This window comes from Kribbella ginsengisoli (assembly GCF_039537185.1).
Classification (GTDB): Bacteria; Actinomycetota; Actinomycetes; order Propionibacteriales; family Kribbellaceae; genus Kribbella; species Kribbella koreensis.
Genome location: NZ_BAABAA010000020.1, coordinates 38,322 through 64,515, shown reverse-complemented (window position 1 = coordinate 64,515; position 26,194 = coordinate 38,322). Strand labels below are relative to the sequence as shown.

The following is a 26,194-nucleotide window of genomic DNA, read 5'->3' as shown; positions in this document are numbered from 1 at the left end:
TGTTGTCACACGTCGGATGACTGTGCTGGAGCGCTCTGTGCCAGTGGAATGGACAGATGAGCACAGTCCCCATGATCACCCTGGACAACGGCGTCGAGATCCCGCAGCTGGGTCTGGGGGTCTGGCAGGTCGAGGACGCCTTCGTCGAAGGCGTCCTCGAGGCGGCCTTCGCGGCCGGCTACCGGCACATCGACTCGGCCGCGGCATACGGTAACGAAGCAGGCGTCGGCCGGGCGGTCGTCGCCTCCGGGCTGCCGCGCGACGAAATCTTCGTCACCACCAAGCTGCAGAACGAGGACCAGGGCTACGACTCGACCCTGCGGGCGTTCGACGCCAGCATGGACCGGCTCGGCCTCGACCACGTCGACCTGTACCTGATCCACTGGCAGTCGCTGAAGAAGGACAAGTACGTCGAGACCTGGAAGGCGTTCGAGCAGCTGTACGCCGACAAGCGGGTGCGCGCGATCGGCGTCTCCAACTTCCATATCCCTGCCCTGCAACGGTTGTTCGCGGAGACCGACCTGCGCCCGGCGGTCAACCAGATCGAGCTGCACCCGCATCTGCCACAGGACGAGCTGCGCGCGTTCAACGCCGAGAACGACATCGTCACCCAGGCGTGGAGCCCGCTGGCGCAGGGTGGGCTGGTGAACGATCCGACGCTGAAGGCGATCGGCGCGAAGTACGGCAAGACACCTTCGCAGGTGGCGATCCGGTGGCACCTGCAGCTGGGCAACGTGGTGCTGCCGAAGTCGAAGACGCCGAGCCGGATCGCCGAGAACATCGACGTGTTCGACTTCGCGCTGGACAACGAGGACATGGCCTCGATCGCCGATCTGGAGACGGGCGTACGTACGGGTGGCGACCCGGATCTCGTCGACTAGATCAGTTGCAGGAAGCGTCGTAGTACGGGCGAAGGATTGTCCGGCGACCAGGCCACGCAGAGGTCCCAGGGCGGCAGGTCGTCGGACAACTCGCGGTAGACGACCGCGCCCGGATCGATCTGTGGGGTCGGCGCGATCAGCAGCGACACCCCGAGGCCGGCGGCGACCAGCGACACGATCGTCTGCACGTCGGCAGCTTCCTGCGCGATCCGGGGCGTGAAACCTGCTTGCTCGCAGTGGCCGACGATCGCGTCGTGGACGGACGGGCCGGTCGCTCTGGTGTAGAGCACGAAGTCGTCGCCGGCCAGCTCCTGGAGCCTGATGCGTTTGCGCTTGGCCAGTGGGTGTTTGGCCGGAAGCGCTGCTACCAGCGGGTCTTGGGAGATCACCCGCCGGCTCAGGCCGTCGCTGCTTCCGGGGAGCGGGCGGTAGAGGCCGACATCGATGCGGCCTTCTTTCAATGATCTGGTCTGGCGGATCGTGGTCATCGTCTCCAGATCGAGTACTACGTCCGGCTGCGCCTCGCGGAACGCGCCGAGCAGTCGCGGCAGCGCCTCGAAGGTGGCTGACTGGACGAACCTGAGCCTCAGCGTGCCGAGCTCGCCGCGATGCACCCGCTGCGCGTCCCGCTTGGTCAGCTCGGCCTGCTTGAGCAACTCACGCGCTCCCCTGAGGAAGGTTGCGCCGGCCGCCGTCAGCACGAACCGCTTCTTCACTCGGGCGAACAATTCCACGTCGAGCTCTCGCTCCAGCGCCGCGATCTGCCGGCTCAGCGACGGCTGCGTCAGATGCAGCTTCACCGCCGCCCGCCCGACGTTCAGCTCATCGGCGACCACGACGAACGCCTCCAGCAACCGCAGGTCCATGCTCTACATCATGCGCTTCCCGTATGAACTCTGGCTATTGTTTTCATTGGACGCATGATCATTGCTTACCTAGCGTCGAGGTATGGATCCCTTCACCATCAGCATCGTCCGCAACGTCGCCAAGTCCTCCCGCTCCGGGATGGCCGACGCTCCCGTAGTACCGGACAAACCCAGGCGCCGGCGCCGCTCTCGCCCCTCCGCACCGTTGTGCGAAGCTGACCCCCGTGATCGAAGTACGCCGGTTGCGAGTCCTGCGAGCGCTTGCTGACCACGGCACCGTCACCGCGGCCGCCGAGGTCCTGCACCTGACCCCGTCGGCCGTCTCCCAGCAACTGGCAGCCCTCGAATCCGAAGTAGGCCAGGAACTCCTCGAACGCCGCGGCCGCCGGGTGGCCATCACCTCCGCCGGCCGTCTCCTCCTCACCCACGCCGACCTCATCCTCACCGAGGTCGAACGCGCCGAAGACGCCATGCGCCTGCACGCCGACGGCACCACCGGCGAGGTCCGCATCGCAGCCTTCGCCACCGCCATCAGCCTCTTGGTCGCTCCCACCCTGCCGGTACTGCGCGAGTCCGTCCCCGGCCTCCGCCTCTCGGTCAGCGACGCCGAAGGCAACCAAGCGATCGCCCGCCTCCTGGACGGCGAGATCGACCTCGCCATCGCGGTCGAACACCGCGGCTCCCCCCGCCCCGACGACGAACGCCTGGCCCGGATCCCCTTGTACGCCGAGCCTTTCGTCGCCGTAGTCCACCGCTCCCACCCCGTCGCTCTTGCCGACGCCGTCGACCTGACCACCCTCGCCACCGATGACTGGGTGATGACCTCGGTCGGCAACCCGATCCGAGACGTAGTCCTCCTGGCCTGCGAACAAGCCGGCTTCCAGCCCCGGGTAGCCCACACCTCCGACGACTTCCGCTCAGTAGCCGCCCTGGTAGCCGCCAACGCGGGCGTCTCCTTGGTCCCCCGCCTGGCCATCGCCGACTACAACCCCGCCGACGCCGTCCTACTCCCCCTGATAGCCCCCACCCCAGTCCGCCGAGTCTTCGCCGCCACCCGCAAAGCCCGAGCCGGCCACCCCCTGATCACCGCCACCATCACAGCCCTGCAAAAAACCGCCACCACCCTCCCCGTCACCTTCTAGCTAGACGCGGGCGTCGTCGTACGTGGCGTTGGCTTTTTGTACTTCGGGGACTTTGGACTCGACCCAGTGGGCGAGGGCGTGGACCTGGGTGGCCACGTCCTGGCCGAGAGGGGTCAGTGAGTAGTCGACGCGGGGTGGGATGACGGGCTTGGCGTCGCGGAGTACGAAGCCGTCGCGTTCCAGGGACTGGAGGGTTTGGGCGAGCATCTTCTCGCTGACCCCGCCGACGTGCCGGCGCAGCTCGCTGAAGCGGTACGACCGCTCCAGTAGCGCGGCGAGGACGAGGACGCCCCAGCGGCTGGTGACGTGTTCGAGGATCGCGCGGGACGGGCAGTCGGCCCGGTTGACGTCGGGGACGAGGGTCTCGGTCATGGCGGTTTCTCTTTCGCTTACCTGAAGATCAGTACCTTACTTTGAAGTGGGTACTTTAATGAAGACAGTACCCATCATAAAGTTAGTGCCAACAGAACTTCTAGCGGAAGCGACACCAGATATGAGCATCGTCATCACCGGCGCCACCGGCCAGCTCGGCCGTCTCGTCATCGCCGACCTGCTGGCCGCGGGCGTCCCCGCCGACCGCATCACCGCGGTCGCCCGCAACGAGGAGAAGGCCGCCGACCTCGCGGCCCAGGGCGTCAAGATCGCCGTCGCCGACTACGACGAGCCGGCGAGCTTCGCCGGCGTCTTCGGTGCCGGCGACCGCGTCCTGCTGATCTCCGGCAGCGAGCCCGGCCGACGCATCCCCCAGCACGCGGCGGTCATCGATGCCGCCAAGGCAGCCGGCGTCGCCCAGCTCGCCTACACCGGCATCTTCGGCGGCCCCGCCAACAAGATGCTGCTCGGCGCGGAGCACCACGCCACCGAACAGCTCATCCGCGAGTCCGGCCTTCCGTACACGTTCCTCCGCAACAACTGGTACTCCGAAATGGCAGTCCGCGACCTCCCCGCCGCCATCGAGAGCGGCGTCATCGTCAACAGCGCCGGCCCGGATGCGCGCCTGGCCACGGCCACCCGCGAGGACTACGCCGCCGCGGCTGCCGTAGTACTGACCACCGACGGCCACCTCAACGAGGCCTACGAACTCGGCGGCGACACCGCCTGGACCTTCACCGAGTTCGCCGAAGAACTCACCCGCCAGACCGGCAAGCCCGTCGTCCACCAGTCCATCCCCAACGAAGAGATCCTGGCCGGCCTCCAGTCAGCCGGCATCCCCGCCGACTTCGCCAAGGTCCTGGCCGACATCGACGTCCAGACCACCGCAGGCGCCCTCTCCGCCACCCCCGGCACCCTGACCAAACTCATCGGCCGCCCGACCACCCCGATCGCCACCACCATCACCAAACTGCTCAGCTAGAGCAAGTCGCGGATCTCGTCGGCGGCAGGATCGGCAACCCGGTCGTAGAGCGTGATCGCCTGCACCCAGTGCCTTCGGGCGGAGTCTGGCCGACCGAGAGTCGCGTCGATCGTGCCGAGGCGGCGGCGCAGGTCGGCTTCCCGGTTCTCCCGCGGGGAGCGGATTGCGATCGGGAGGGCCAGCTCGAAGTACTCGCGAGCCCTGGTCAGATCACCACGCTGTTGCCAGGCGCGGCCGAGATGGTCGAGGGCACTGAGTTCGAGCATCTCGACCCCGTCGGCGCGGGCCCGGTCCAGTACGCCGGTCAGCATCGCCAGACCGCGCTCGTACTGACCGGACTCGACCAACGAGAACCCCATGTAGACAAGCTGCATGGGCGGACCGTCTCCGGCGCCGCCGGCTCGGCGGATCGAGAGCACCCGGTCGAACGCGGCCCGCTGTCCCGCCAGGTCTCCGGTCGCACCCGCCACCACTCCGGCCACCAGATTGGCCGACGGCGCCAGCGATTGATCAGTCAGTCCGGGCAGCAACGCCATCATCTCGGCGCCCACGCCGACGGCGTCGGCCGACCTGCCGATCTGAACCAGGGCGTAGGCCAGATCGAGCAGGCAAGCGAGAACCTGCCGATCGTCGCCACGGGCTCGCGCCAGAGGCAGGGCCGCTTCCAAGCAGCCGACCGCCAGGGCGTACTGATCCAGCGAGGCGTACATGTAGGCCAAGCCGAGCAGCAGCCGGTCGTCCAGCTCGTTGTCCGGCTCGTCGAGCGCCCCGAGCACCGCCAGCAACAGGTCACGCGCTTCGGCGTAGTGCATCCGTACCAGCGCCAACCGGTGCATCCCCCAGGCCATCCGGGCGGCGGTCAGCCGGTCCTGGCGATCGCCCTCCACCGCCGTCCTGATCAGCCGGGCGAGGTTTCCGAGCTCGCTCGTCAGCCAGTCGGCCGCGGTGTCGCCGTCGGCGATGTCCCGGGCGCCCGTCGACCATGTAGCCGCCTCAGGCGGCGAGTACCGGCTTTGCAACTCGCTCGAACGCCACAGCATCGAGGAGTAGCAGCTCAGCTCACGCCGCCAGATCGCCTTGCGCTCCTGAGCTGCCAGCGTGGCGACGGCGCGCTGACGGCCCACGTCCCGGACCAGGTCGTGCATGCGGTACTGGTACAACGCTGGTGTCTCCAGCAACTGCACGTCGACCAACCGCTCCAGCAGTTTCTCCGCATCGTCGAGCGAGAGCTCCAGTACCTTCGCCGCGGCTCGCAACGGGAATCGGTCACCGTCGAACAGCGCAAGCACCGCAAACGCTTCCGCGCAGGCGGAGTCGCCAGGTCGGTTGCTCTCGGCAAGCGCTTGGACCGAGAGCCCGATACTCACACCGACACCGGCAGCCGGCCCACTCAGTACTGCGAACCGCCCGCCGTCATCGGCCAACAGCCTGGCCAGGACAGACAGGCCACCAGAGTTCTGACTGCTCGGATGGCCACCGGCGATGCGGACGGCCAGCGGCAGCAGTCCACAGCGCCTCACCACCTCGCGGGCCGCTTCCGGATCGCTGCGAACTCTGTCATGGCCCACCACCTCGCCCAGCACCCGGAGCGCCTCTTCCTCGCTCAGCACCTCCAGACCCAGGTGCCGAACCCCGGGCAACGCAGTGAGCGGGATCCGGCTGGTGATCACCACCGCGGACCCCGCAGTTCCCGGGATCAGCGGCAACACCTGCTCCAGGCTCGCCGCGTCGTCGAGGAGAACCAGGACGCGTCGCCCCGCGAGGGCCGTACGGTAGCGCCCGACTGCCATCTGAACGTCGTCGCGGTCTCCGCTCGGCGGCACACCCAGAGATCGCAAGAGGGTCGCCAGCGACTCCGCGGTACCGACTGGGGCACTGCCACCGCCCAGGTTCAGGTAGAGCTGCCCGTCGGGGTAGTGGTCCGCGACCGAATGGCAGGCCTCGACCGCGAGCGCTGTCTTGCCGACCCCACCCATCCCGCCGACAGCCGAGATCACGACTCCTACCGAGTCCCCGGCCTTTCCCAGCAGGCTGCACAGCTCGCCCAGCTCAGCAGTTCGCCCGGTGAAGTCGACGAGCGCAGGCGGTAGTTGCTGCGGTACGCCGGACACTTTGCCGGGTGTCCGGCTCGCGGCTGCACTCAACTGCTCCGCCTCGGCCTGCGAGAGGGCAAGCGCCGAGGTGAGCTGAGCGATCGTCGTCAACCGCGGGTGACGACGGCGGCTGCCTTCCAACGCCCGGATCGCTTCGGTGCTCAGGTCCGCGCGGTAGGCCAGCCCTTCCTGAGTGAGGCCGGCCCGCGCCCGAAATCCCTTCAGCAGATGGCCGAAGGAGACGGTCATGCCCGCCGGCGGCCGTCCAGGCCGATGGTGGAGATTCGGGCGATCAGGGTGCGGGGGATGTAGCGGATGGCGGCGACTATGAGTTTGTAGCGGCGGGAGGGGATTGAGATGGATTTGCCTTGCATGAGGTCGGTCCAGGCGGCGTCTACCAGGTCGGCCGCGTCGAGCCAGAGGAACGATGGGATGATGGTTTTGTCCATCTTCATCCGCTCGTGGAACTCGGTGTGGACGAAGCCGGGGCACAGCGCCATCACGGCGACGCCCTTGGAGTGCAGCTCGATCGCGAGGCCGGCGGAGAAGTTGGTGACCCAGGACTTGTGGGCGCTGTAGCTGCCGCGCTGCATGAAGCCCGCCACCGACGACACGTTGACGACGGCGCCGGAGCCGCGCTCGATCATCGGCAGGACGGCGGCGTGGGTCAGCCGGAGTACGACCCGGGTGAGCAGGTCGAACTGCTTCTCCTCGACCTCGATCGGGTTCGCCCAGAAGGGTTTCTTCTGGCCGAAGCCGGCGTTGTTCACCAGTACTTCGATCGGGCCGGTCCGGAACCGCTCCTCGACCACCGCGAGCTGGTCCGGCTCGGTCAGGTCCGCCGCGATCACCTCGCAGGCGACGCCGTGCAGCGCGGTGAGCTCGGCGGCGGTCTCTTTCAGCCGGGCCTCGTCGCGGGCCACCAGGACCAGGTCGTACCCCTCGAGCGCGAGCTTGTCCGCGAAGGCCCGCCCGATTCCGGCGGTGGGTCCAGTGATGAGCGCGAAAGCCACAGCTTCGTCCTCCCGTCGATGACGCTGAGCCCCAGTCTGTCACTACTCTGGGACGATGCTGTGTCATCCGGCCCCACCTCACCGCCCCGGTCTGGCCGATGTCGACACCTGGATCCTGGATCTCGACGACACGCTCTACCCGCCGGCCAACGGCCTGGCCGAGCAGATGAAGGCGAAGATCCGCGAATACCTCAGCGAGTACTTCGGCACCGACGACGCCGGCGCCCGCCGGATCCAGGCCGAGCTGATCGCGGCGCACGGCACGACGTTGCGCGGGTTGATGACGACGGAAGGCCTCGACGCGCACGACGTACTGGCGTTCGAGCACCGGCTCGACTACTCGGTACTACGCCCTGACGCGCGCCTGGTCGACGCGATCGCGGCGCTGCCCGGGCGCAAATTCGTGTTCACCAACGGATCGGCGTACCACGCGGAGCAGGCGCTGCCCCGGCTCGGACTGGGTGAGCATTTCGACGGCGTCTTCGACATCCTGGCCGGGCAGCTGATCCCGAAGCCTTATCCGGAGAGCTATCGGCGGTTCGTCGAGCAGTTCTCCATCGACCCCGCCCGGGCCGCGTTCTTCGACGACCTGGCGGTCAACCTGACGGTGCCGGAGCAGCTCGGGATGGCGACCGTTCTCGTCGGCGGCGAGGCCGCACCCGGCACCGCGCAGTACCAGGTACTGGCACCGCGGCGGTGGCGGGTGTGGGATCTGCCTGCTTTCCTTCTTTCCCTAGGTGGCTAGCCTTCACTCCTTGACGGCGCCGGCGGTCAGTCCCTCGACGATGTAGCGGCTGGCGAAGGCGAACAGGATCATGGTGGGGATGATCGAGAGCACCGCCGCGGCCGACATCGAGCCCCAGTCGATGTTGTAGCTGCTGATGAAGCCGTTCAGCGCCGCCGGAATCGTCTTGTTGCTGTCGCTGTTCATCAGCGTGACCGACAAGAACAGCTCGTTCCAGCAGTTCACGAAGTTGAAGATGTACGACGCCGCGATCCCCGGCGCCATCACCGGCACCAGGACCCGGAACAGCGCCGACAGCCGCGAGCAGCCGTCCACCATCGCCGCCTCCTCCAGCGAGGCCGGCACGTTCTCGAAGAAGCCGCGCAGCATCACCGTGCAGAGCGGGATCGAGACCGCGACGTAGACCAGGACCAGGCCCCACCGGTTGTCGACCAGGTACAGCCTCGTCATCAGGATGTAGAGCGAACCGAGCGCGATGAAGCCGGGGATCATCTGGGTGACCAGGAAAGCGCCCATCACCGCGCCCTTGGAGACGAACTCGAAGCGCGCGAGCACGTACGCCGCGAGCAGCGAGATCACCGTCGCGAACGCGGCCGCGACGGTCGACACGATCAGGCTGTTGACCAGGTAGACGGCGAAGTTCGACTGGTCGAACAGGCCACGGTAGTTGTCCAGCGAGAACTGCGCCGGCCAGTACTTCAACGGGTAGGCGAAGATCGCACCGGGATCCTTGAAGGACGTCACCAGGATCCAGTACAGCGGGAAGACCGTGATCAGCAGGCACAGGCCGAGCCCGACGAATCGCGCGATCTTGCCGCCGGTGCTGTAGTCGCGGATCATCGCATCGCCTTCCTGGGCCGGATCGACAGCAGGTAGAAGATCGCGAACAGCATCAGCACGAAGACCACCATCACGCCCATCGCCGACGCCCGCCCGTAGTCACCCTCCTGGGTCACCTGGATCATGTACGACGTGACGATGTGCGTCTCGTTGGCCGGGCCGCCACCGGTCATCCCGAAGATCAGCTCGGGTGAGTTGAAGATCCAGATCACCCGCAGCAGCACGGTCAGCGCGAGCGTCGTCCGGATCGACGGGATGGTGATGCTGAACAGCGTCCGGACCTTGCCGGCACCGTCGATCGCCGAGGCCTCGTAGAGCTCCTCGGGCACCGACTGCAGCGCGGCCAGGATCATGATCGCGAAGAACGTCACGCCGTACCAGACGTTCGCGATGATGACCGCGACCATCGCGTACTTCGCGTCGGCCAGCCACGGCACCGGCTCCACGATCAGGTGCGACTTCATCAGCAGGTCGTTGACGACGCCGAACTCGCCGTTGAACATCCAGCGGAACAGGATGCCGATCAGGAAGCCCGAGACCGCCCACGGGAAGAACACCAGTGCCTGGTACGTCCCGCGGAACCGGAACTTGCGCCGCAGCCACAACGCCATCGCGAAGCCGATCAGGAACTGCGGGACCAGCGACCCGACCACCCAGACGACCGAGTTCTTCACCGTGCCGCGGAACATCTCGTCGTGCAGCAGGGTGCTGAAGTTCTTCAACCCGACCCAGGACGTGTCGGTCAGGTCGTTCAGGTTGTAGTTGCGGAAGGCCATCGAGATGCCGTTGGCCAGCGGGTAGTAGGTGAACATGCCGACGAACCCGATCGCCGGCAGCATGAACAGGAACAAGGTGAGCGCGGTCCGCCCGGTGAACTGCCGTCGCCGGGTGACCGGCCGCCGCGGCACCGGCGCCATCGCGGCGCCGCGGCGTTCCGTGTCGGTCAGAGCCATCGGCTCAGTTCCCCGCCCACTTCTTGGTCCAGTACTCGTCCCAGCTCTTCAGGATCTCGGCCGGCTGGGCCTTGCCGGTGATGAGTTTCTGGACATCGGCGTCGGCCTTGTTGCCCCACTCGGTCGACCACGGCACGCCGCGCGGCTGGGTCACCACGACGTAGGTGTCCGGCGAGGAGTTCATCGCGACGTACGAGGCCCAGGGGCCGTCCTTGAAGTACGGGTCGTCGGCCGCGCTCTTCAGAATCGGGACCAGGCTGTTCTCCTTGGAGAACGTCATCGCCGAGTCACCCGAGGTCAGGAACTTCACCAGCTCCACGGCTTCCTTCTTGTGCGTACTTCCCGCGGCGACACCCCAGCCGGCGTTGGCCAGCGGCTGGGCGGCCTTGCCGGTCGGGCCGACCGGCAACGGCGCCGTACCCCACTGGTCCTCCTTGATCGTCTTCGACTCCTTGACCGTCGCGATCACCTCTGGGTCCTGGAGCAGGAAGCCGGTCGTACCGGAGGTGAAGCCCTGCACCATCTCGGGGTAGCCCCAGCTCACCGAGGACGGCGGCGAGGCGGTCTTGAACAGGTCGACGTACAGGTTGAGCGCGTCGACCGCCTTCGGTGACGAGAAGATCGTCTTGCCGCTGGTCAGCTTGAACGCGTTGTCCTTGTTGAGGTCGTCGATCACGTAGCCGGAGATCACCGCGATCGCGTTGCCGGCCGCGCCGAGACCGCCGCGGAACGAGTAGCCGTACCGGTTCTTCGACGGGTCGTTGATCTTCTTGGCCTGCTCGACCAGCTCCGACCAGCTCTTCGGCGGGCCACTGAAGCCGGCCTGCTGAACCAGATCCTTGCGGTAGAACAGCGACAGGCCGTAGAAGCCGTACGGCACCATGTACGACTTGCCGCCCTGCTCGGTGACCTTGCGCGCGTTCTCGGTCAGCGCGTTCAGACCGTCCCAGCCCTTGAGGTCGGGGGCCATGTCGTAGATCCACTTGTTGGTGGAGAACGGGCCGACCGTGGTGTCGCGGACCTCGAGCACGTCGACGCCCTTGCCGGACTGGAGCATCTGCTGGATCTTCTGGTCCGCGGTGTTGGTCGGTGGTGAGATCAGCTGGACCTTGATGCCGGAGTTCTTCGCCTCGAAGTCGGCGATCAGCTTCTTCAGCAGCGCGGTTCTGGTCGGGTTGGTCAGACTCTCGACCATCTGCAGCTTGACCTCGCCGCCGCTCTGCGCCTTCTCGGCCGGGCCGGGGCCGCAGGCAGTGGCGGCCGCGACCAGGGCAACGGCGGCGGCCAGGGGTGCGAACATCTGTCGGTAACGCATTGGCACTTCTCCTCAGGGGATGTGGGCCAGGGGGACGACTTTGCTCTGACATCAGATGAGTTGTGGAACGATCCCAGCACACTACGCAGATTCACGCCGTGACGACAAGGACTTAGTGAGGACATGACCGCAAGTGGTCTGAGGACTTACCCTCTGAGAGAGTTCTCACAGGGGAGGTGCTGATGGCAGCCACGGACAAGGCACTGGCCGGCCTGCGGCAGATGATCGCGTCCGGCGCGCTCGGGCCGGGCGAGAAGTTCCCGCCGGAGCCGGAGCTCTGCGACCACCTCGGGGTGTCCCGCAGCTCCTTGCGGGAGGCGGCGCGCTCGCTGGCGGCATTGGGCGTGATCGAGTCGCGGCACGGCTCGGGCACGTACGTCTCCGCACTGGATCCCGCCGAGATCATCAGCCGGTTCTCGCTGTCGGTCGAGCTGATCCCGCTCGAGGGGGTGCTGGAGCTGCTCGAAGTACGGCGGGTGCTCGAAGCGCATGCCACCGCAGCCGCCGCGGCCAGGCAGGATCCCCTGCTGGAGAAGCAGCTGACCGACATCCTCAACCGGTTGGAGGCGACCACCGACGCGGCCGAGATCCAGGCGCTGGACGCGGAGTTCCACGACGCGATCTGTACTGCGGGTGGCAACCCGACCGTGACCGCGCTGACCGGCGTGATCCGCGGCCGCGGTGGGCACTACCGGATCTTCGAACCGGGCGCGGACTTCGACGCGATCAAGCAGACCAGCGATCGCGGCCACCGGGCGATCCTCGCCGCCATCGCTCACCGCGACCCGGCCGCCGCCGCGACCGCCGCCTCGGCCCACATCGCCCAGACCGAACTCTGGCTCCGCGCCCTTCGCCCCGACCCGCAAGTCGCGCTCGGCGAAGGCTGAAACTCAGGATGTAGAGAGGCCGCCGACAGCTTCGTCCATGGGTACAGCAGCGGCCAGGACAGGCCGCTCGACCCCAGAAGGAGCACCATCGTGACGCTTCAGCGGATGGACAACACCGGCATCGTCGTCGACGACCTCGCGGCGGCCGTCGCGTTCTTCCAGGAACTCGGGATGGAGCTGGAAGGCGAGGCGCAGGTCGAGGGCCCCTGGGCCGACCAGTGCGTCGGACTCGACGGCGTCCGCTGCGACATCGCGATGATGAAGACCCCGGACGGGCACAGCCGGCTCGAGCTGGCGAAGTACCTGAGCCCCGCGCCGATCGGCGACGGACCGCGCAACACACCGCACAACACGGTGGGCATGCACCGCGTCATGTTCGCCGTCGACGACCTCGACGACACCATCGCCCGGCTGCGCAAGCACGGCGCCGAGGTCGTCGGCCAGATCGCCGACTACCAGGACATCGTCCGGATCTGCTACCTCCGCGGCCCGGACGGCATCTTCGTCGGCCTCAGCGAGTTCCGCTAGGACCACTTGCCCGATCGGGCAGAGTCGGGACCACTTGGTTGGCTCACGATGCGTAGCGGGAAGGTTCCAGGCGGACTAGCCTGAGTGATGTGGATCTCATCCGCCGTGGGGGGCCTCGGCGGGGTCCACCGAGTGGGAGGGGGTGGGCTCGGATGACAGAGCTGCGTCTGCAGCTGTCCGAGTCAGGAGCGGATGCCGAGCGTCTGGACACACTGACGAGGTACCTGCGCCAAGAACTGGTCGACCTCGGCGTCGGTGACGTCACGGCGCAGCCCGCCGGGCCGCCACCACCTGGCGCCCGCGCGTTCGAGGCGCTCGCGATCGGCGGGCTGCTGGTCAGCTTGTCCGAGTCGGCCCAGGGCATCCGGAAGGTGGTGACCGCGATCCGGGGCTGGTTGTCCCAGGGCGGTACCACCAAACGGACCGTACGGCTCGAGCTCGAAGGCGACGTGCTCGAACTGTCCGAGGTCACCGAGAAGGAACAGACCCGGCTGATCGAGCTGTTCGTCAGCCGGCACACGGGATCCGGCGGCTGATGGACGGCCGGCGCAAGGCCCTCATCGTCGCCAACGACGAGTACGACCACGAGGGACTGCGGCACCTGCTGTCACCCGCCGCGGACGCCGAGGCGCTCGCGCGGGTGCTCGGCGACCGGCAGATCGGCGCGTTCGAAGTACAGACCGTCCGCAATCAGCCGACCCACGTCATCCAGACGCACATCGAGGACCTGCTCGCCGACAGCAGCGCGGACGACGTACTGCTGCTGCATTTCTCCTGTCATGGCTTGAAGAGCGAGTCCGGTGAGCTGTTCTTCGCGGCCCGGAACACCCGGCCGAACCGGCTCAGTTCGACGGCGATCTCGGCCGACTTCGTCCAGCGCTGCATGCGGGCGAGCCGGTCCCGCAGCATCGTGTTGCTGCTGGACTGCTGCTACGGCGGCGCGTTCGGGAAGGGCGTCACGGTCCGCTCGAGCGGCGATGTGAACGTGGCCGACAGCTTCCCGGAGAACCGCGTCGGCGGCGGCCGCGGCCGGGCGGTGATCACCGCGTCGAGCTCGATCGAGTACGCCTTCGAGGGTGACCAGCTGGCCGACGACAACACCCAGCGGCCGTCCGTGTTCACCACCGCCCTGGTCGAGGGCCTGGCGACCGGCGACGCCGACCGCGACGAGGACGGCTGGGTCTCGCTGAACGAGTTGTACGACTACGTCTTCGAGCGGGTCCGCGCGCAGACGCCGCACCAGACACCGAGCCGCGACGTCGAGATGCAGGGCGAGCTGTACCTGGCCAGGAGCCGGCGCAAACGGATCAAGCCGATGCCGATCCCGGCCGACCTCCAAGCCGCGATGACCGATCCCAACATGTTCTCCCGGCTGGGTGCGGTCAGCGAACTCCGCACCCGGCTGCTGAGTGAGAACCTGCCGTCGGCGGTCGGCGCCTACGAGGCGCTGGCCGAGATCGCCCGCACCGACATCCAGTACGTCGCAGACCCCGCCAAGGCCGCCTTGGCCGAAGCCGCACTGGACCCCACCCAGACCTCGATCGCCTTCCCCTCGGTCGAACAAGGCGCGGACTCCCCCACCCAAGAGGTCCGCCTCCAGGGCCCACCGATCGCCCGCGCAGCCATCCCACACGCCGACGACCCCTGGATCCACCTCCAGGAGTCCACCGAATCCTTCGTAGTCACCATCGAAACCACCACCCCCGGCCCCCGCACCGGCACCATCACCCTGAAAGGCCCCAACGGCCAACAAGTAATCCCCGTAACAGCCACCATCACCCCACCCACACCACCCCCTGCCCCAGAACCCACCCCCGCTCCCACCGAGCCAGCAACCCCACCGGCGAGCACGAAGCCGGAACCGCCCGCAGCGGGCAGTGCGGCTGTGCCCCCGACGACCCCTCCGGTGGACGCACCTGCCGTCCCGCCAAAGACGACGCCTCCGGCGGGCTCACCCGCTGCGCCACCCCAGACAACACCTGCGGTAGATACACCTGCTGTCGCGCCAAGGACGACGGCTCCCGTGGGCGCGACGACCACCCCACCAACGACGGCTCCTCCTGTGGGTGCGCCGACTGTCCCGCCAAGGGCGACAGCTCCGGTGAGTGCGCCTGCTGGGCCGACACAGGCGGTGCCTCCGCGGAGTGCGCCTGCTGGGCCATCGCAGGCGGCGCCTCCGCGGGTTGCACCTATTGCTGCGTCGGTGCCGCCACCGGGTGCCAACCAGGGCTGGGCGCCGGGAGGGTCGAATGCTCCGCAGGGTGTGCCTGCGGGGCAGCCGGGAGTTGGGTCGGCTTTCTGGGCGTTGATTCCAGTTTTGTCGTTGGGGTTGTTGACGCCGGTGCCGTTCATCCACGCGGCGGGCAAGCTCAAAGACGGTGGCGCGACAGCCGCAGCGGTCATCTACTCGGTGGTGTGGCTGGGCCTTCTGATCGGCATCGGCTCGGGTATCCAGTTGACCGCGCTCGTGTTCCTGCTCGCCATCATCGGCACCATCCACGCGTTCGTGCTCCGCCCGCGCGTCTTCGCCCCAGCGCCGTCGCGCCCAGCCCCACCACCGCAGCCCGTACGCCGGCCCGCAACCCCAACAACACAAGGGACTCCGGTCACGCTGCTCGCCGGTACGCCGACAGCGCGGCGTACCGCCGAAGCGCCGGCACCACCGGCCGTCCCGCACTTCCGGGTGGTCGCACTGGGCGTCGCCGGGTCCGGGAAGACCGTCTACCTGTCGAGCATGTTCCACACCGTCAACGTGCCAAAGCCCGGCCGGACCTACTTCCTGGAGACCAACGCGGCCCACCGGGTCTACCTGAGCAAGGTGTTCGACGAGGTGAGCGACACCTCCGAGCCCTGGCCCCGCGGCACCAGGACCGGCGAGACGAGAGAGCTCGACTTCGACTGCGTCTCCTTCGACGCCGGCATCAGGCACACCGTCTTCAGGATCAGCTACCTCGACTACGCCGGAGAGCTCCTGGAATCCGAGCAAGAAGCAGGCTCCACCGCCCTCGGCGACCTGGAGGCCAGGATTCGCGGCGCACACGGCCTGCTCTGCATGCTGGACGGCTACCGCGTCCTGCAGTACCTCCGCAACGAACCGGCAGGCCGCCGGTACTTCCGCAGCCAGATCCAGCCGATGACCGGCATCATGGCCGGCGCCTCCTGCCCGATCCATTTCGTCCTCACCAAGTGGGACCTCGTCCGCGGCTTCGGCGAACCCGCCGACGCCGACGAGAACACCCGCCTCGATCTCGTCCGCAACGCCTTGCTCGAGACCGCCCATCTCCGTGCCCTGATCCAGACGCACACGTTCGAGAACCGGGTCATCCGGCTGATCCCCGTCAGCGCCGTCGGCCCGCACTTCGCCCAGATGGACCAGCAGGGTCATGTGCTCAAGCTGCCCGGCGGCGAGGTCGAGCCCGCCAACGTCGAGGTACCGCTCACCGCGATCCTCCCGGACCTCTTCCGCCAGGTGGAGTCGTCGCTGGACGCCACGACCCGTCGGCGCCTCACCGAAGAAGCCCGCGCCAGACGCGCCCAGGCAGGGAATGCGTCGCTAGACGGCCTCCTGTCGGTACCAGCGGGAGCAGCGCTCCGCCAACGACTCCAAGACGTGGTCGGCGGCTCGTCCGGCAAGGAGGTGATGGGCATGTTCCTCGACTGGATGGGTGGAGCCAGCGCCGAACAGGTCCGCGAGGCCGGTCGCGCCAGGCAGCAGTACCGAGCACAAGCCCAGTCCATCGAAGCTGCCCGCGCAGGAGTCCTGGCGGAGTTCGGCACGGAACTCGACCGGCTTGAACAGCGACTACCGGCCTCCCGGCTCAGTGGAAGGCAGGGCGAGTGACCGAGCAGCCGACACCCGGATGGGCGTTCCTGGTCGCGCGCGGCCGGCGCAAGGGCTACCAGTCCCTGCTGATGCCGGAATTCCTGGTCCAGGGCAATGAGTACGGCGCACTGGGCCAACTGTCGAGCAGTGACCAACCTGGCTCGGCGCCGCGGATCTCCCGCATCGAGGGCCTTGCCTCCGGCGACCTCGCGCTGGCCTACGTCACATACCGGCTCACCCCGGCCGATCTAGCTGGTACGCCGGCCGTCGGCCCGGTCACCGACGAGTTCGGCCGCCCACTGGAACTCCTGTACGGCGTCGTCTGCCGCGGCCTCGACATCATCGGCCTCGACGACAGCGATCTCGCGACCGCCCACATCGAGGCCCTGCAGACGTACCAGCGCTTCCTGGCCGACGAATCCGGCTTCGTGCTCGCCTCCGCCCAGCCGTTCGCACTCCGCTCGATCACCGCCCCGATGCCGGTCCGGCAGCCGGCCCCGGTGCCACCGCAACAGCCACCGCTCGGCCTGCTGGAGCAGCCTGAATTCATCGACCAGCCGCCAGTACGGCGAAGGCCGCCCTACGTCCCGATCCTGGCCATCGCCGCCGTCGCCGTCATCGCCCTGATCGCCGGAATCAGCGTCCTCGGCGGCGACGACGGCAAGATCAGCAAAGTCGACTTCGTCGCGCCGACGACGAACAGGATCTCCTGCGACAGTCCGGTCAAGATCCAGGCCAAGGTCACCGCTGACAAGGCGACCACCATCCAGTACCACTGGGAATCGGACCCCGACCTGTCAGCAGAAGAGGGCAACTCGGTGGTCGAACTGAAGCTCCCCAAGGGCGACACGATCATCGAGACGACCGTCGACCTCTCCGATGAAGCCAACCCCACCGGGCTGACCCAGAGCTTCGTGATCGACAGTGCCAATGACAACACCAACGTCGACCACAGGTACCAGTTGACCTGCCGATAGCAGGTTCAGGCGAGAGCGATCGCGACGATCCCGGCCAGTACTACGGCACTGCCGACCAGCCGTCGTTGGGCGCCGGCCTCGCCGAGTACCAGCCAGGCGGCCAGGCCGCTGAGGACGATGCTGACCTCTCGCGCCGGGGCCACCAGGCTGACGGGCGCCAGACGCATCGCGAACAAGACCATCAGGTAGGCGACCGGTGAGAGCGCGCCGACGATCAGCACCTCGCGCCAGTTCTCCTTCCACAGCAGGCGAAGCTGGTCCTTGCCACGGAGCACCTTCGGGGTGAGCATCGCGCTCTGCAGCAGGGAGCCACCGGCGAAGTAGATGACCGGCGGCACGGCGAGCGTCGTCACGGAGTACGCGTCCCACAGCGTGTACGCCGCGATCAGCGCGCCGGTCGCCACGCCGTACGTGACTCCTGCTCGCACAGCAGACCCCTTGGCGCGCCGGGGGCCGCCACTGCTGATGGTGAGTACTCCGGTGACGATCAGCGCGGCACCTGCCAGGCCAATCGGCCCCGGGCGCTCGTGGAGCAGCAGTACTGCGAACAGGACGGACAGTAGAGGTCCAGTCCCCCGCGCTACCGGGTAGACGACGGACAGGTCGCCCACGTCGTACCCGCGCTGCAGGACGATCCCGTAGCTCACATGCAGTACGGCGGTGACGGCAGCGGCCAGCAACCAGTTCCAGTGCGGCCGTGCATCCGTGACGAGCAAGGTGATGACGAGCGCCGGAAGCAGGAAGATCGCGGCGACTGTGTAGTAGGCCCAGACGAAGGTCGCCCCGCCGTGGCGGACCCGCTTGGCGGCGAAGTTCCACGCCGCGTGCAGGAGGGCTGCGACCAGTACCAGGGACAGCGCTTGGGCGTTCACCGAGACTCTTCAGGCATCGCTTGGCACTCTACCGACGAGCAGGTCTTGTGCGGAACTTTCTTCCATCTGTCGAGATCTTGCAGAGAAACGTCGGCATGCGTAGTGTCCGGGCTCAGTACGGCACCGCCTGTGGGGCGGCCGTGAGTTCGAGGGGGATGTCGCCCGTGTCCCAGCTTCTCTTCCGCCGCCGGCCGGTCGTGATCGGCACAGTCGTCGGCGCACTACTCGCAGTACCAGGTCTGTCCGCGGCCGCCACGTCCAGTCATCCTCCACCGCAGCCCACTCCCGCTGCGGTGGTGACCCGCGCGGGGCTCGACCCGGCGCTGGTCCAGGGCCGGGGCGCCACCGTTCCGTTCGTCGAGCAGGAGGCGGAGAACGCCGTCACCACCGGCGAGAAGCTCGGCCCCGGCCGCGACGCGTACACCTTGCCCGCCGAGGCGTCGGGGCGTACCGCAGTACGGCTGAACCAGGCCGGTCAGTACGTCGAGTTCACGCTGTCGCAGCCGGCCAACGCGCTGACCCTGCGGTACAGCATCCCGGACACGGCGTCCGGTGGTGGGCTGCGGTCGCCGCTTGACGTGCTGGTGAACGGCAAGCGGACCAAGACGATGACGCTGACGTCGGAGTACGCCTGGCTGTACGGCATGTATCCGTTCTCCAACGACCCGAACGTCGACCCGATCCCCGGCTGGTGGAAGCCGGAGCCGGACCCGGTCGCCAAGCCGTTCCGGCCGAACCACTTCTACGACGAGCAGCGGCTGTTGCTCGGCAAGACGTACAAGGCCGGCGACAAGGTCCGCTTCCAGTTGCCGGCCGGTGCGCCGGCCGCGTGGACCGTACTGGACGTCGCCGACTTCGAGCTCGTCGCCGCACCGCTGCGGCAGCCCAAGAAGTCCTTGGACGTAAGGCTTTTCGGGGCTGACCCGACCGGGCAACGCGACGCCGCGCCGGCCATCGACAAGACGATCGCGGTGGCCAAGAAGCTCGGCTGGACGGTCTTCATCCCGCCGGGTACGTACCAGGTCAACCGGCACATCGTCGTGGACAAGGTCACCGTCCAGGGCGCCGGCAACTGGTGGACGATCATCAAGGGCAAGGTGCTGCCGCTCGCGGAGCCCGCGCCGGACAAGTCGGTGCACAGCGCGCCGGGCTTCTACGGCAAGTACGCCGACGCCGGCGGCAGTACGAAGGTGCATCTGTCCGACTTCGCGATCGAGAGCGACGTGCGCGAGCGGATCGACACCGACCAGGTGAACGGCATCGGCGGTGCGATCGGTGGTGGGTCGACGATCCAGAACCTGTACCTGCATCACACCAAGGTCGGGATCTGGCTCGACGGGCCGATGAGCGGTCTGCTGATCCGCAACAACATCATCACCGACGCCGTCGCGGACGGGATGAACCTGCATCTGGGTGTCTCGAACGTGCGGGCCACCAACAACTTCGTCCGGAACAGCGGTGACGACGGGCTGGCGATGTGGTCTGAGGCGAACGCGGCCGGGCTGGTCAACCACGACAACGTCTATGACCACAACACGGTGCAGACGCCGGTACTGGCCAACAACATCGCGATCTACGGTGGTCGCGACAACGCGGTGACCGACAACCTCGTCGCCGACCCGATTCGTGAGGGCAGCACGCTGCATGCCGGGTCGCGGTTCGGATCGACGCCGTTCGAGGGGACGCTGTCGTTCGCTCGCAACACGACGGTGCGTGGCGGGCCGCGGGATCTCAACTGGGATCTCGGGCTGGGCGCGATCTGGCTCTACGCGTTGCAGTCGAACATGTCGGGCAAGATCGAGGTCACGGACAGCTCCTTCCTCGACTCGACGTACAACGCCTTCATGTTCGTCGTCGACTGGCCGGTCAAGGACGACTACACCTTGACGAACGTTGCCTTCCGCAACATCAAGGTCGACGGCACCGGCACCAACGTGGTGAACGCCCGGGTCGGCGGCTGGGCCACCTTCGACAACGTCGACGCCCGCAACGTCGGCGCCCCGTTCGTCAACAACTGCGGCACCTTCCACTTCACCGGCACTCCCGAGTTCGACGTCCGCCTAGGCACCGGCAACGACGGCAACTGGACCACCGACGCCGGCGCCCCCGGCCACTGCGAAGACCGCCCACCAGTAGTCCCCCCGCCAGCCCCCAGCCCCTGGAACTAGCCCATCACCGTGGGGGTGGGCCCGCCCTCACCCCCACCGCACGCCCGACCAGCCCGCCACTGCGGGCCGGCCGGCCTGTCATCCAGCCCACGCAGCCCTGGTGCCTATCCGGCTCGCTCCACGGTCACCCCCACCACAGCTGCGGCCGCTCCTTCTACCTCCGCCGGGTCAGGCGCCGCAGGCGCCTGAGCCGACGTTGTCTTTGCGCGGAAGGCGAGGATCAATGCGATCGCGCCGAAGAGCGCGAACCCGGCGGCTGACAACGCCGCGACGTGCATCGAGTGGATGAATGAGTCGTTCGCCTGGCCTACCAGCTCGGGGCGACCGATTGCTGCCGCCGTACGCCGGGTCGCTTCGGCCGACCCAGATGCGGCCTCACGGGCGGCGTCCGGCAGTCCGGCCAGCGACGGGGCGATCGAATGCTGGTAGACGTTCGACACGATCGTGCCGAGGACCGCGATCCCGAGCACGCTGCCGACTTGGCGAATCGCGTTGTTGACGGCCGACCCCGCGCCGATCCGTTCCATCGGGAGGGTCGACAGGATGGCGGCGCTGGTGGGCGCTACCGCAGTACCGATCGCGATCCCGGCCACACCACCGACGAAGCAGAACCAAATCAGCGAGGTGCCGACCGAGAAGGTCAGGTTGAGCGCGTGGCATCCGGCGAAGACGGCTAGCGCCGTACCGGAGACCGCGGCGACGCTGAACCGCCGCGCCAGCCGGGCACCCAGAGCCGATCCGATGACGACGCCTGTCGCGCCCGGCAGGGAGAGCAGGCCGGCATGCAGAGCCGTCAATCCGCGAGCGCCTTGCAAATAGAAGGTGAGGTAGAAGCTCTGCCCGGTGATCGTGAGGAAGAGGGTAGCCATCCCCACATTGCCCGCGGCGAACTGCCGATTGCGGAACAGGCGGGGGTCGAAGCTCGGGTGGGCTTCCTTCAGTTCGGAGTACAGGAAAGCCGTGATCAGCAGTACGCCGGCCGCGATGCTGCCCCAGACCTGCCAGCGACCCCAGCCGCCACTCTGACCGCCTTCGATCAGCCCGTACGTCACCCCGAGCAGCCCGAACGTCGACAACCCGAGGCCGAGCGGGTCGAACCGGCGACGCTGCGGGCTGCGCGGATTCGGTACGACGAGCGCGGCGCCGACCAGGCCGGCGGCGACGATCGGCAGGTTGATCAGGAAGACCGAGCCCCACCAGAAGTGGTCGATCAGCAGCCCGCCGAGCACCGGCCCCACGGCGACCCCGATGCCGGCGGACGCGGACCAGGCGGCGATCGCGCCGGCCCGGCGTTCGGGCGGGAAGACCCAGCCGATGATGGCCATCGAGGTTGGCATGATCATCGCGCCACCGATGCCCATCAACGCGCGGGCGAGGATCAGCGAGACGGGGCCGTCGGCCCAGGCAGCCCACGCCGATGAGGCGCCGAACACGGCCATACCGGACATCAGCACGGTCCGATGACCGAAGCGGTCGCCGAGCGCACCGGCCGCGAAGAGCGCGGTGGCGAAGAAGAGGGAGTAGATCCCGAGCGCCCACTGCAGCTGCCCCGGGGTGGCGCCGAGCCCGTCGACCGGATCGGCGAGCCGCTCCAGCGCGATGCCGAGCACGGTCGAATCGATCCAGATCAGGATCGCGGACACAACAAGAATCGAGAGAATCCGGCGTTGCCGCCGAGGATCGACAGGATGCACGGTGGCTCCTACAATTGACAGGGTCCTGACGTGATCGAGTCTGCATGACTCGACAGGAACCTGTCAATCTCTTCGGGCGAACTCTCGGTGGCCGCGGTGCGCGCGGCAGAATGGCGACATGGAGTCTGTCGATGAAGGCATGTGCGTCACCTTCCTGGTCCGCCACGCCTGGCTGAGCATGCGCTCCGCCGTAGCCGTCGCCCTGGCCGAGCACGACCTCTCCGTCCAGCAGTACGGCACCCTGCTCGTCCTCCGCGAAAACCCCGGCCAAACCATCGCCGAGGTAGGCCGCAAGGTAGGCACCGCCCGCCAATCAGCCAACGAGCTGATCACCGGCATGGAACGCTCCGGCCTCCTGGAACGCCGCCCCAACCCGGCAGACCGCCGCACCCACCAGATCTACCTGACCGAATCCGGCCACTCCCGCCTAGCCGAAGCAACCCCCAAAGTCCGAGCCGTAGAAGAAAACCTCGAGTCCGCCCTAACCCCCACCGACCGAGCCGCAGCCCGAGCCTGGCTGACCCGAATGGTCAACCCCGAAGTCCCCATCGACGAGCCGTAGCCCGCCGTGCGGATGCTTCCGCCGAGAGCCGGTGGGCCGGGTTAGGGTCAGAGACATGCGTGGACAGGCTGGGCGGTTGCAGGGGCTGGGGACGACGATCTTCGCGGAGATGTCGGCGTTGGCGGTGCGGACTGGGTCGGTCAATCTGGGGCAGGGGTTTCCGGATACCGACGGGCCGGATTCGTTGCTGGAGGATGCGATCGCTGCTATCCGCGGCGGGGCGAACCAATACCCGCCGGGACGTGGGATTCCGGCGTTGCGGCAGGCGATCGTGGAGCATCAGTCGCGGTTCTACGGGCTGAAGTATGACCCGGATACGCAGGTGCTCGTCACCACCGGGGCGACCGAGGCGATTGCGGCCGCGTTGCTCGCGTACGTCGAGCCAGGCGACGAGGTGATCGCACTCGAGCCGTACTACGACTCGTACGCCGCCTGCATCGCGATGGCCGGCGGACGTCGCGTACCGGTCACCTTGCGAGCACCCGACTTCCGGCTCGATCTCGACGAACTCCGGGCCGCGGTCACCCCGCGTACCAAGGTGCTGCTGATCAACTCGCCGCACAACCCGACCGGTACGGTCCTCGACGACACCGAGTTGCGCGGCATCGCGTCGATCGCGGTCGAGCACGACCTGGTCGTCATCACCGACGAGGTCTACGAGCACCTGGTCTTCGACGGATTGCAGCACCGGCCGCTCACGGCGTACGACGGAATGGCCGACCGCACCATCTCGATCGGCAGCGCGGGCAAGACCTTCTCGGTCACCGGCTGGAAGATCGGCTGGGTCACCGGTACGCCGGAAGTGGTCACCGCCGTGAACACCGCCAAGCAGTTCCTCACCTACGTCTCCGGCGCCCCGTTCCAGCCGGCCGTCGCCGGAGCGCTTGCCCTCGGCAACGACTACTTCGACACCCTGCGCTCGACCATGCAAGCCAAGCGCGACCTGCTCTGCGACGGCCTGCAATCACTGGGCTTCGGCGTCCACCGGCCGCAAGGAACGTACTTCGTCACCACCGACATCCGCCCCCTCGGCCACACCGACGGCATCGAGTTCTGCCGCATGCTCCCCGAACGCACCGGCGTAGTAGCCATCCCGACGCAAGTCTTCTACGACAACACCGAAGCCGGCCGCCCCCTGGTCCGCTGGGCCTTCTGCAAAAAACCCGAAGTCCTCGAGGAAGCCCTATCCCGCCTAACCAAACTCTGATCTGCCCCAACCTGCCCCACCAATAAACGTGACACCCCACTCACCCCTGTGCAAGACTTGTCTCAGCTCCCTTGGGCTCCATGTGGAGAAGTGAAGCTGGGATTCCCTCCGGATGAAGGGGCCCAGCTTTCGCGCTTCTAGCGCACCTTCACCTGCCGAATGTCAATCGACTCGGAGAGCATGAGTAGCCATCGCGGCTCTCCCAACTCTGCTGCTGTCACCGCACCGGCGACCGCGTCAGGCAACCAGAGCATCGGTTCATGAGTCGGCCGAGCGAAGTCGACCAGCAAGTCGCGCGAGATCAGTCCCTTCTCTCGCGCACTGTCGACCAGCCTCACATCGTGCCGATCCTGCGCGGGCGCGCGCGATTCGAGCCGGGCACTAGTGACGCCGTAGCCCTCAAGCTCATGCAGCACGCATTCCATACAGCATCGTCGGGCGCGCTCCTGCTTTTGCCGGTGAACGGGTTTACCAAGGGCCACGACCGAGACGAGGTCCAACTCGGCGATGGTGTGAGTGATCAGGTCGCGTCGCTTCGTCGATTCGGCAACCCAGTGGAGACGGACGACCTTCTTTTCTCTCAAGGCCCGGAAGGTATCGCGAAGGTCATCCACGGCGGATACGTCGGTGATCACCGACGCTAGAGCGTAGGCACCCGGATGATCCTTGCCGACGATGATCGACTCGTCGATCCAGGCGGAGAGAGCGGAAGCAGGCGAATGGTTGCTGAGCATCTGGGGATGATGCAGTGTCTGAGCCGACGTTGGGGGGAGCCACTCGGTGGGCAGGATGGGGCAGCCTTGGGGCAGATCGTCTTACTCGATGGCACACCGATCGCCTTGTATGTAAGGCTTTACCTAGCTCCCGGGGGCTCCTCGTGGAGAAGTGAAGCCAGGATTCCCTCCGGACGGTGGGCCCTGGTGGTCGCGGTCGGCAAGGGCTGGGCACCCCTCGGGAGGGGCGGACCCAGCCCTTGCGGCTTTCTGGCCGTTGGAGTCGGGCAGATCGGGGCAGATCGCTTGGATGGGTGGCAGGCGATTCGCCTTGTGTGTAAGGCTGTTGCCAGCTCCCTAGGGCTCCTTGCGGAGAAGTGAAGCCAGACTCCCGCCGGACGACGGGCTCTGGTGCTCGCGGCACACAAGGCTGGGTCCACCGCTCGGAGGAGTGGACCCGGCCTTGTGTGCTGACTGGGGCAGGGTGGGGCAGATTCGCCGGTGGCTTGGTGCGCGATCGCCTTGTGTGCAAGGGTTGTGGCAGCTCGCCACGGGTTCCTTGGTGGGAAGTGAGGCTGGGATTCCCTCCGGACGGTGGGGCCCAGCTTTCGCGCGTTAGGGACCTAGGAGACGGGTGAGGGTTTCTGGGTCCCGGGCTATGGCTGTGGTGCCGTCGTCTGTGGTGAGGATGGGGCGTTGGATCAGGATCGGGTTGGCGATCAGGGCGGCGATCCAATGGGGGCGGTGAGCCTCGTCCTTGGGCAGGGCGGCGACGGCTTTGGCGGCTGGTTCGTTCATACGAGCTACGTGCCAGGGAGCTAGGTTCAGGCGGGTTAGGACTGCTTCTAGTTCTTCTGCCGTGGGTGGGTCGTCCAGGTAGCGGCGGACTGTGTACGTGGCGCCGGCTTCGTCTAGAGCGGTGGTGGCGGCTTGGCATTTGGAGCAAGCCGGGTTGATCCAGATTTCCATCAGCGGGGGCCTTGGAACCAGCGCTTGGTGGGTTCTTGGAGCATCAGGTAGAGCAGGGTGGCGTGGAGGGCTACGCCGAGGATCGATGCTGGTAGGGCGGTGAGGCCGCCAGCTATGCCCAGGGCGGCGACCACGATCAGCAGGGTGCGGGCCCAGCGGCGGCGGTGGCGGAGGAAGAAGGCTGGGAGCAGGTAGAGGGCGCTGCTGATCAGGACGGCGGCGACTACTACGCCTTTGGCCGACGGGTCGCCGGTGAGGGTTTTGGCGATCTCGGTGCCGGCTGAGGTGAGCATGAAGAGGCCGAGGAGGACGCAGAGTACGCCGAGGGCCAGGGAGATCGCAGCGGCGATCTTCACCTGCTTCGGCGGTACCGCCTCCCGCCCGGGGACCGAGGAGTACGGGTTCTGGCCGAAGGCCCCGCCGTACGGGCCAGGGCCGGGACCGGAACCGGGCTGTCCGCCAAAGGGCGGTTGCTGGCCGGGCGAGCCGAAGGCGCCTTGGTAGGGGCCCGGCCGATCGTCACCGCCGTACTGATCGCTCACCCCTTGATCCTCGCAGACAAAGCCAAAACCACCCCGCACCCAACAGGCAC

The 26,194-nt window shown here is 67.4% G+C and carries 24 protein-coding genes; 12 read left to right on the top strand and 12 right to left on the bottom strand.

The window, feature by feature from the left end:
* Window positions 1–56 precede the first annotated feature (56 nt).
* On the top strand, window positions 57–881 hold the full coding sequence (locus ABD768_RS39775; protein WP_344849618.1) for an aldo/keto reductase: 825 nt from the start codon (window positions 57–59) through the stop codon (window positions 879–881).
* Here ABD768_RS39775 and ABD768_RS39770 read toward each other — a convergent pair.
* Window positions 878–1,747, bottom strand: a complete 870-nt coding sequence (locus ABD768_RS39770) for a LysR family transcriptional regulator (RefSeq protein ID WP_343974567.1) — start codon at window positions 1,745–1,747, stop codon at window positions 878–880. The genes ABD768_RS39775 and ABD768_RS39770 overlap by 4 nt on opposite strands.
* A gap of 224 nt (window positions 1,748–1,971) precedes the next feature.
* Between ABD768_RS39770 and ABD768_RS39765 the strand changes: the two genes are divergently transcribed.
* Window positions 1,972–2,889, top strand: a complete 918-nt coding sequence (locus ABD768_RS39765; RefSeq protein ID WP_344849616.1) for a LysR family transcriptional regulator — start codon at window positions 1,972–1,974, stop codon at window positions 2,887–2,889.
* Here the strand turns inward: ABD768_RS39765 and ABD768_RS39760 are convergent, their stop codons facing one another.
* Window positions 2,890–3,261, bottom strand: coding sequence for a winged helix-turn-helix transcriptional regulator (locus tag ABD768_RS39760; RefSeq protein WP_343974561.1), 372 nt, complete (start codon window positions 3,259–3,261; stop codon window positions 2,890–2,892).
* A gap of 121 nt (window positions 3,262–3,382) precedes the next feature.
* Here ABD768_RS39760 and ABD768_RS39755 point away from each other — a divergent pair, with 121 nt between their 5' ends.
* Window positions 3,383–4,243, top strand: a complete 861-nt coding sequence (locus ABD768_RS39755) for an SDR family oxidoreductase (protein ID WP_344849615.1) — start codon at window positions 3,383–3,385, stop codon at window positions 4,241–4,243.
* Here the strand turns inward: ABD768_RS39755 and ABD768_RS39750 are convergent.
* Window positions 4,240–6,585: a helix-turn-helix domain-containing protein gene (locus ABD768_RS39750; RefSeq protein ID WP_344849608.1), complete on the bottom strand. Its 2,346-nt coding sequence runs from the start codon at window positions 6,583–6,585 to the stop codon at window positions 4,240–4,242. The two genes, ABD768_RS39755 and ABD768_RS39750, sit on opposite strands and share 4 nt — an antisense overlap.
* Window positions 6,582–7,349 (bottom strand): SDR family NAD(P)-dependent oxidoreductase, encoded by a 768-nt coding sequence (locus tag ABD768_RS39745; protein WP_344849606.1) that lies wholly within the window; start codon window positions 7,347–7,349, stop codon window positions 6,582–6,584. The genes ABD768_RS39750 and ABD768_RS39745 overlap by 4 nt, the downstream gene beginning before the upstream one ends.
* Before the next feature lie 55 nt (window positions 7,350–7,404).
* On the opposite strand from ABD768_RS39745, the gene ABD768_RS39740 reads away from it, so the two are divergent.
* Window positions 7,405–8,094 carry a pyrimidine 5'-nucleotidase gene (locus ABD768_RS39740; protein WP_344849604.1) on the top strand — a complete coding sequence of 230 codons (690 nt, stop codon included), beginning with the start codon at window positions 7,405–7,407 and terminating at the stop codon, window positions 8,092–8,094.
* Between the two features lie 3 nt (window positions 8,095–8,097).
* On the opposite strand, the gene ABD768_RS39735 is transcribed toward ABD768_RS39740, so the two are convergent.
* The 3 genes from ABD768_RS39735 to ABD768_RS39725 are packed head-to-tail and all read right to left on the bottom strand — an operon-like array spanning window position 8,098 to window position 11,202.
* Complete coding sequence (locus ABD768_RS39735; RefSeq protein WP_344849602.1) at window positions 8,098–8,934, bottom strand: carbohydrate ABC transporter permease; 837 nt, start codon at window positions 8,932–8,934, stop codon at window positions 8,098–8,100.
* Window positions 8,931–9,887, bottom strand: a complete 957-nt coding sequence (locus ABD768_RS39730; protein WP_344849600.1) for a carbohydrate ABC transporter permease — start codon at window positions 9,885–9,887, stop codon at window positions 8,931–8,933. Before ABD768_RS39730 ends, ABD768_RS39735 begins: the two co-directional genes overlap by 4 nt.
* Before the next feature lie 4 nt (window positions 9,888–9,891).
* Entirely contained in the window at window positions 9,892–11,202 is a 1,311-nt protein-coding gene (locus ABD768_RS39725) for an ABC transporter substrate-binding protein (RefSeq protein ID WP_344849598.1), read from the bottom strand.
* Between the two features lie 182 nt (window positions 11,203–11,384).
* Between ABD768_RS39725 and ABD768_RS39720 the strand changes: the two genes are divergently transcribed.
* The 5 genes from ABD768_RS39720 to ABD768_RS39700 all read left to right on the top strand — a co-directional run bounded on the left by ABD768_RS39720 (window position 11,385) and on the right by ABD768_RS39700 (window position 17,417).
* Window positions 11,385–12,089, top strand: coding sequence for a FadR/GntR family transcriptional regulator (locus ABD768_RS39720; protein ID WP_344849596.1), 705 nt, complete (start codon window positions 11,385–11,387; stop codon window positions 12,087–12,089).
* A 90-nt stretch (window positions 12,090–12,179) separates the two neighbouring features.
* Window positions 12,180–12,617, top strand: a complete 438-nt coding sequence (locus ABD768_RS39715) for a VOC family protein (protein WP_344849594.1) — start codon at window positions 12,180–12,182, stop codon at window positions 12,615–12,617.
* A gap of 152 nt (window positions 12,618–12,769) precedes the next feature.
* Complete coding sequence (locus ABD768_RS39710) at window positions 12,770–13,153, top strand: hypothetical protein (protein ID WP_343974530.1); 384 nt, start codon at window positions 12,770–12,772, stop codon at window positions 13,151–13,153.
* Window positions 13,153–16,458, top strand: coding sequence for a caspase family protein (locus ABD768_RS39705; protein ID WP_344849592.1), 3,306 nt, complete (start codon window positions 13,153–13,155; stop codon window positions 16,456–16,458). The genes ABD768_RS39710 and ABD768_RS39705 overlap by 1 nt, the downstream gene beginning before the upstream one ends.
* The gene (locus ABD768_RS39700; RefSeq protein ID WP_344849590.1) at window positions 16,455–17,417 is read left to right on the top strand and encodes a hypothetical protein; all 963 of its coding nucleotides are present in this window, start codon (window positions 16,455–16,457) and stop codon (window positions 17,415–17,417) included. The genes ABD768_RS39705 and ABD768_RS39700 overlap by 4 nt, the downstream gene beginning before the upstream one ends.
* Window positions 17,418–17,422: 5 nt before the next feature.
* On the opposite strand, the gene ABD768_RS39695 is transcribed toward ABD768_RS39700, so the two are convergent.
* Window positions 17,423–18,289 (bottom strand): DMT family transporter, encoded by an 867-nt coding sequence (locus ABD768_RS39695; protein WP_343974521.1) that lies wholly within the window; start codon window positions 18,287–18,289, stop codon window positions 17,423–17,425.
* A 155-nt stretch (window positions 18,290–18,444) separates the two neighbouring features.
* Between ABD768_RS39695 and ABD768_RS39690 the strand changes: the two genes are divergently transcribed.
* A complete protein-coding gene (locus tag ABD768_RS39690; RefSeq protein WP_344849972.1) occupies window positions 18,445–20,457 on the top strand; it encodes a glycosyl hydrolase family 28-related protein in 2,013 nt (670 codons plus the stop codon).
* Window positions 20,458–20,561: 104 nt separating this feature from the next.
* Here the strand turns inward: ABD768_RS39690 and ABD768_RS39685 are convergent, their stop codons facing one another.
* A complete protein-coding gene (locus ABD768_RS39685; protein ID WP_344849588.1) occupies window positions 20,562–22,151 on the bottom strand; it encodes a DHA2 family efflux MFS transporter permease subunit in 1,590 nt (529 codons plus the stop codon).
* Between the two features lie 118 nt (window positions 22,152–22,269).
* Here ABD768_RS39685 and ABD768_RS39680 point away from each other — a divergent pair, with 118 nt between their 5' ends.
* Window positions 22,270–22,713 (top strand): MarR family winged helix-turn-helix transcriptional regulator, encoded by a 444-nt coding sequence (locus ABD768_RS39680; protein ID WP_344849586.1) that lies wholly within the window; start codon window positions 22,270–22,272, stop codon window positions 22,711–22,713.
* 55 nt (window positions 22,714–22,768) lie between these two features.
* Window positions 22,769–23,920: a pyridoxal phosphate-dependent aminotransferase gene (locus tag ABD768_RS39675; RefSeq protein WP_344849584.1), complete on the top strand. Its 1,152-nt coding sequence runs from the start codon at window positions 22,769–22,771 to the stop codon at window positions 23,918–23,920.
* 137 nt (window positions 23,921–24,057) lie between these two features.
* On the opposite strand, the gene ABD768_RS39670 is transcribed toward ABD768_RS39675, so the two are convergent.
* The 3 genes from ABD768_RS39670 to ABD768_RS39660 form a co-directional block, all read right to left on the bottom strand.
* Window positions 24,058–24,654 carry a hypothetical protein gene (locus ABD768_RS39670; protein WP_344849582.1) on the bottom strand — a complete coding sequence of 199 codons (597 nt, stop codon included), beginning with the start codon at window positions 24,652–24,654 and terminating at the stop codon, window positions 24,058–24,060.
* 594 nt (window positions 24,655–25,248) lie between these two features.
* On the bottom strand, window positions 25,249–25,602 hold the full coding sequence (locus ABD768_RS39665) for an ArsC/Spx/MgsR family protein (RefSeq protein WP_344849580.1): 354 nt from the start codon (window positions 25,600–25,602) through the stop codon (window positions 25,249–25,251).
* Window positions 25,602–26,144 (bottom strand): hypothetical protein, encoded by a 543-nt coding sequence (locus tag ABD768_RS39660; RefSeq protein ID WP_343974504.1) that lies wholly within the window; start codon window positions 26,142–26,144, stop codon window positions 25,602–25,604. Before ABD768_RS39660 ends, ABD768_RS39665 begins: the two co-directional genes overlap by 1 nt.
* Window positions 26,145–26,194 lie beyond the last annotated feature (50 nt).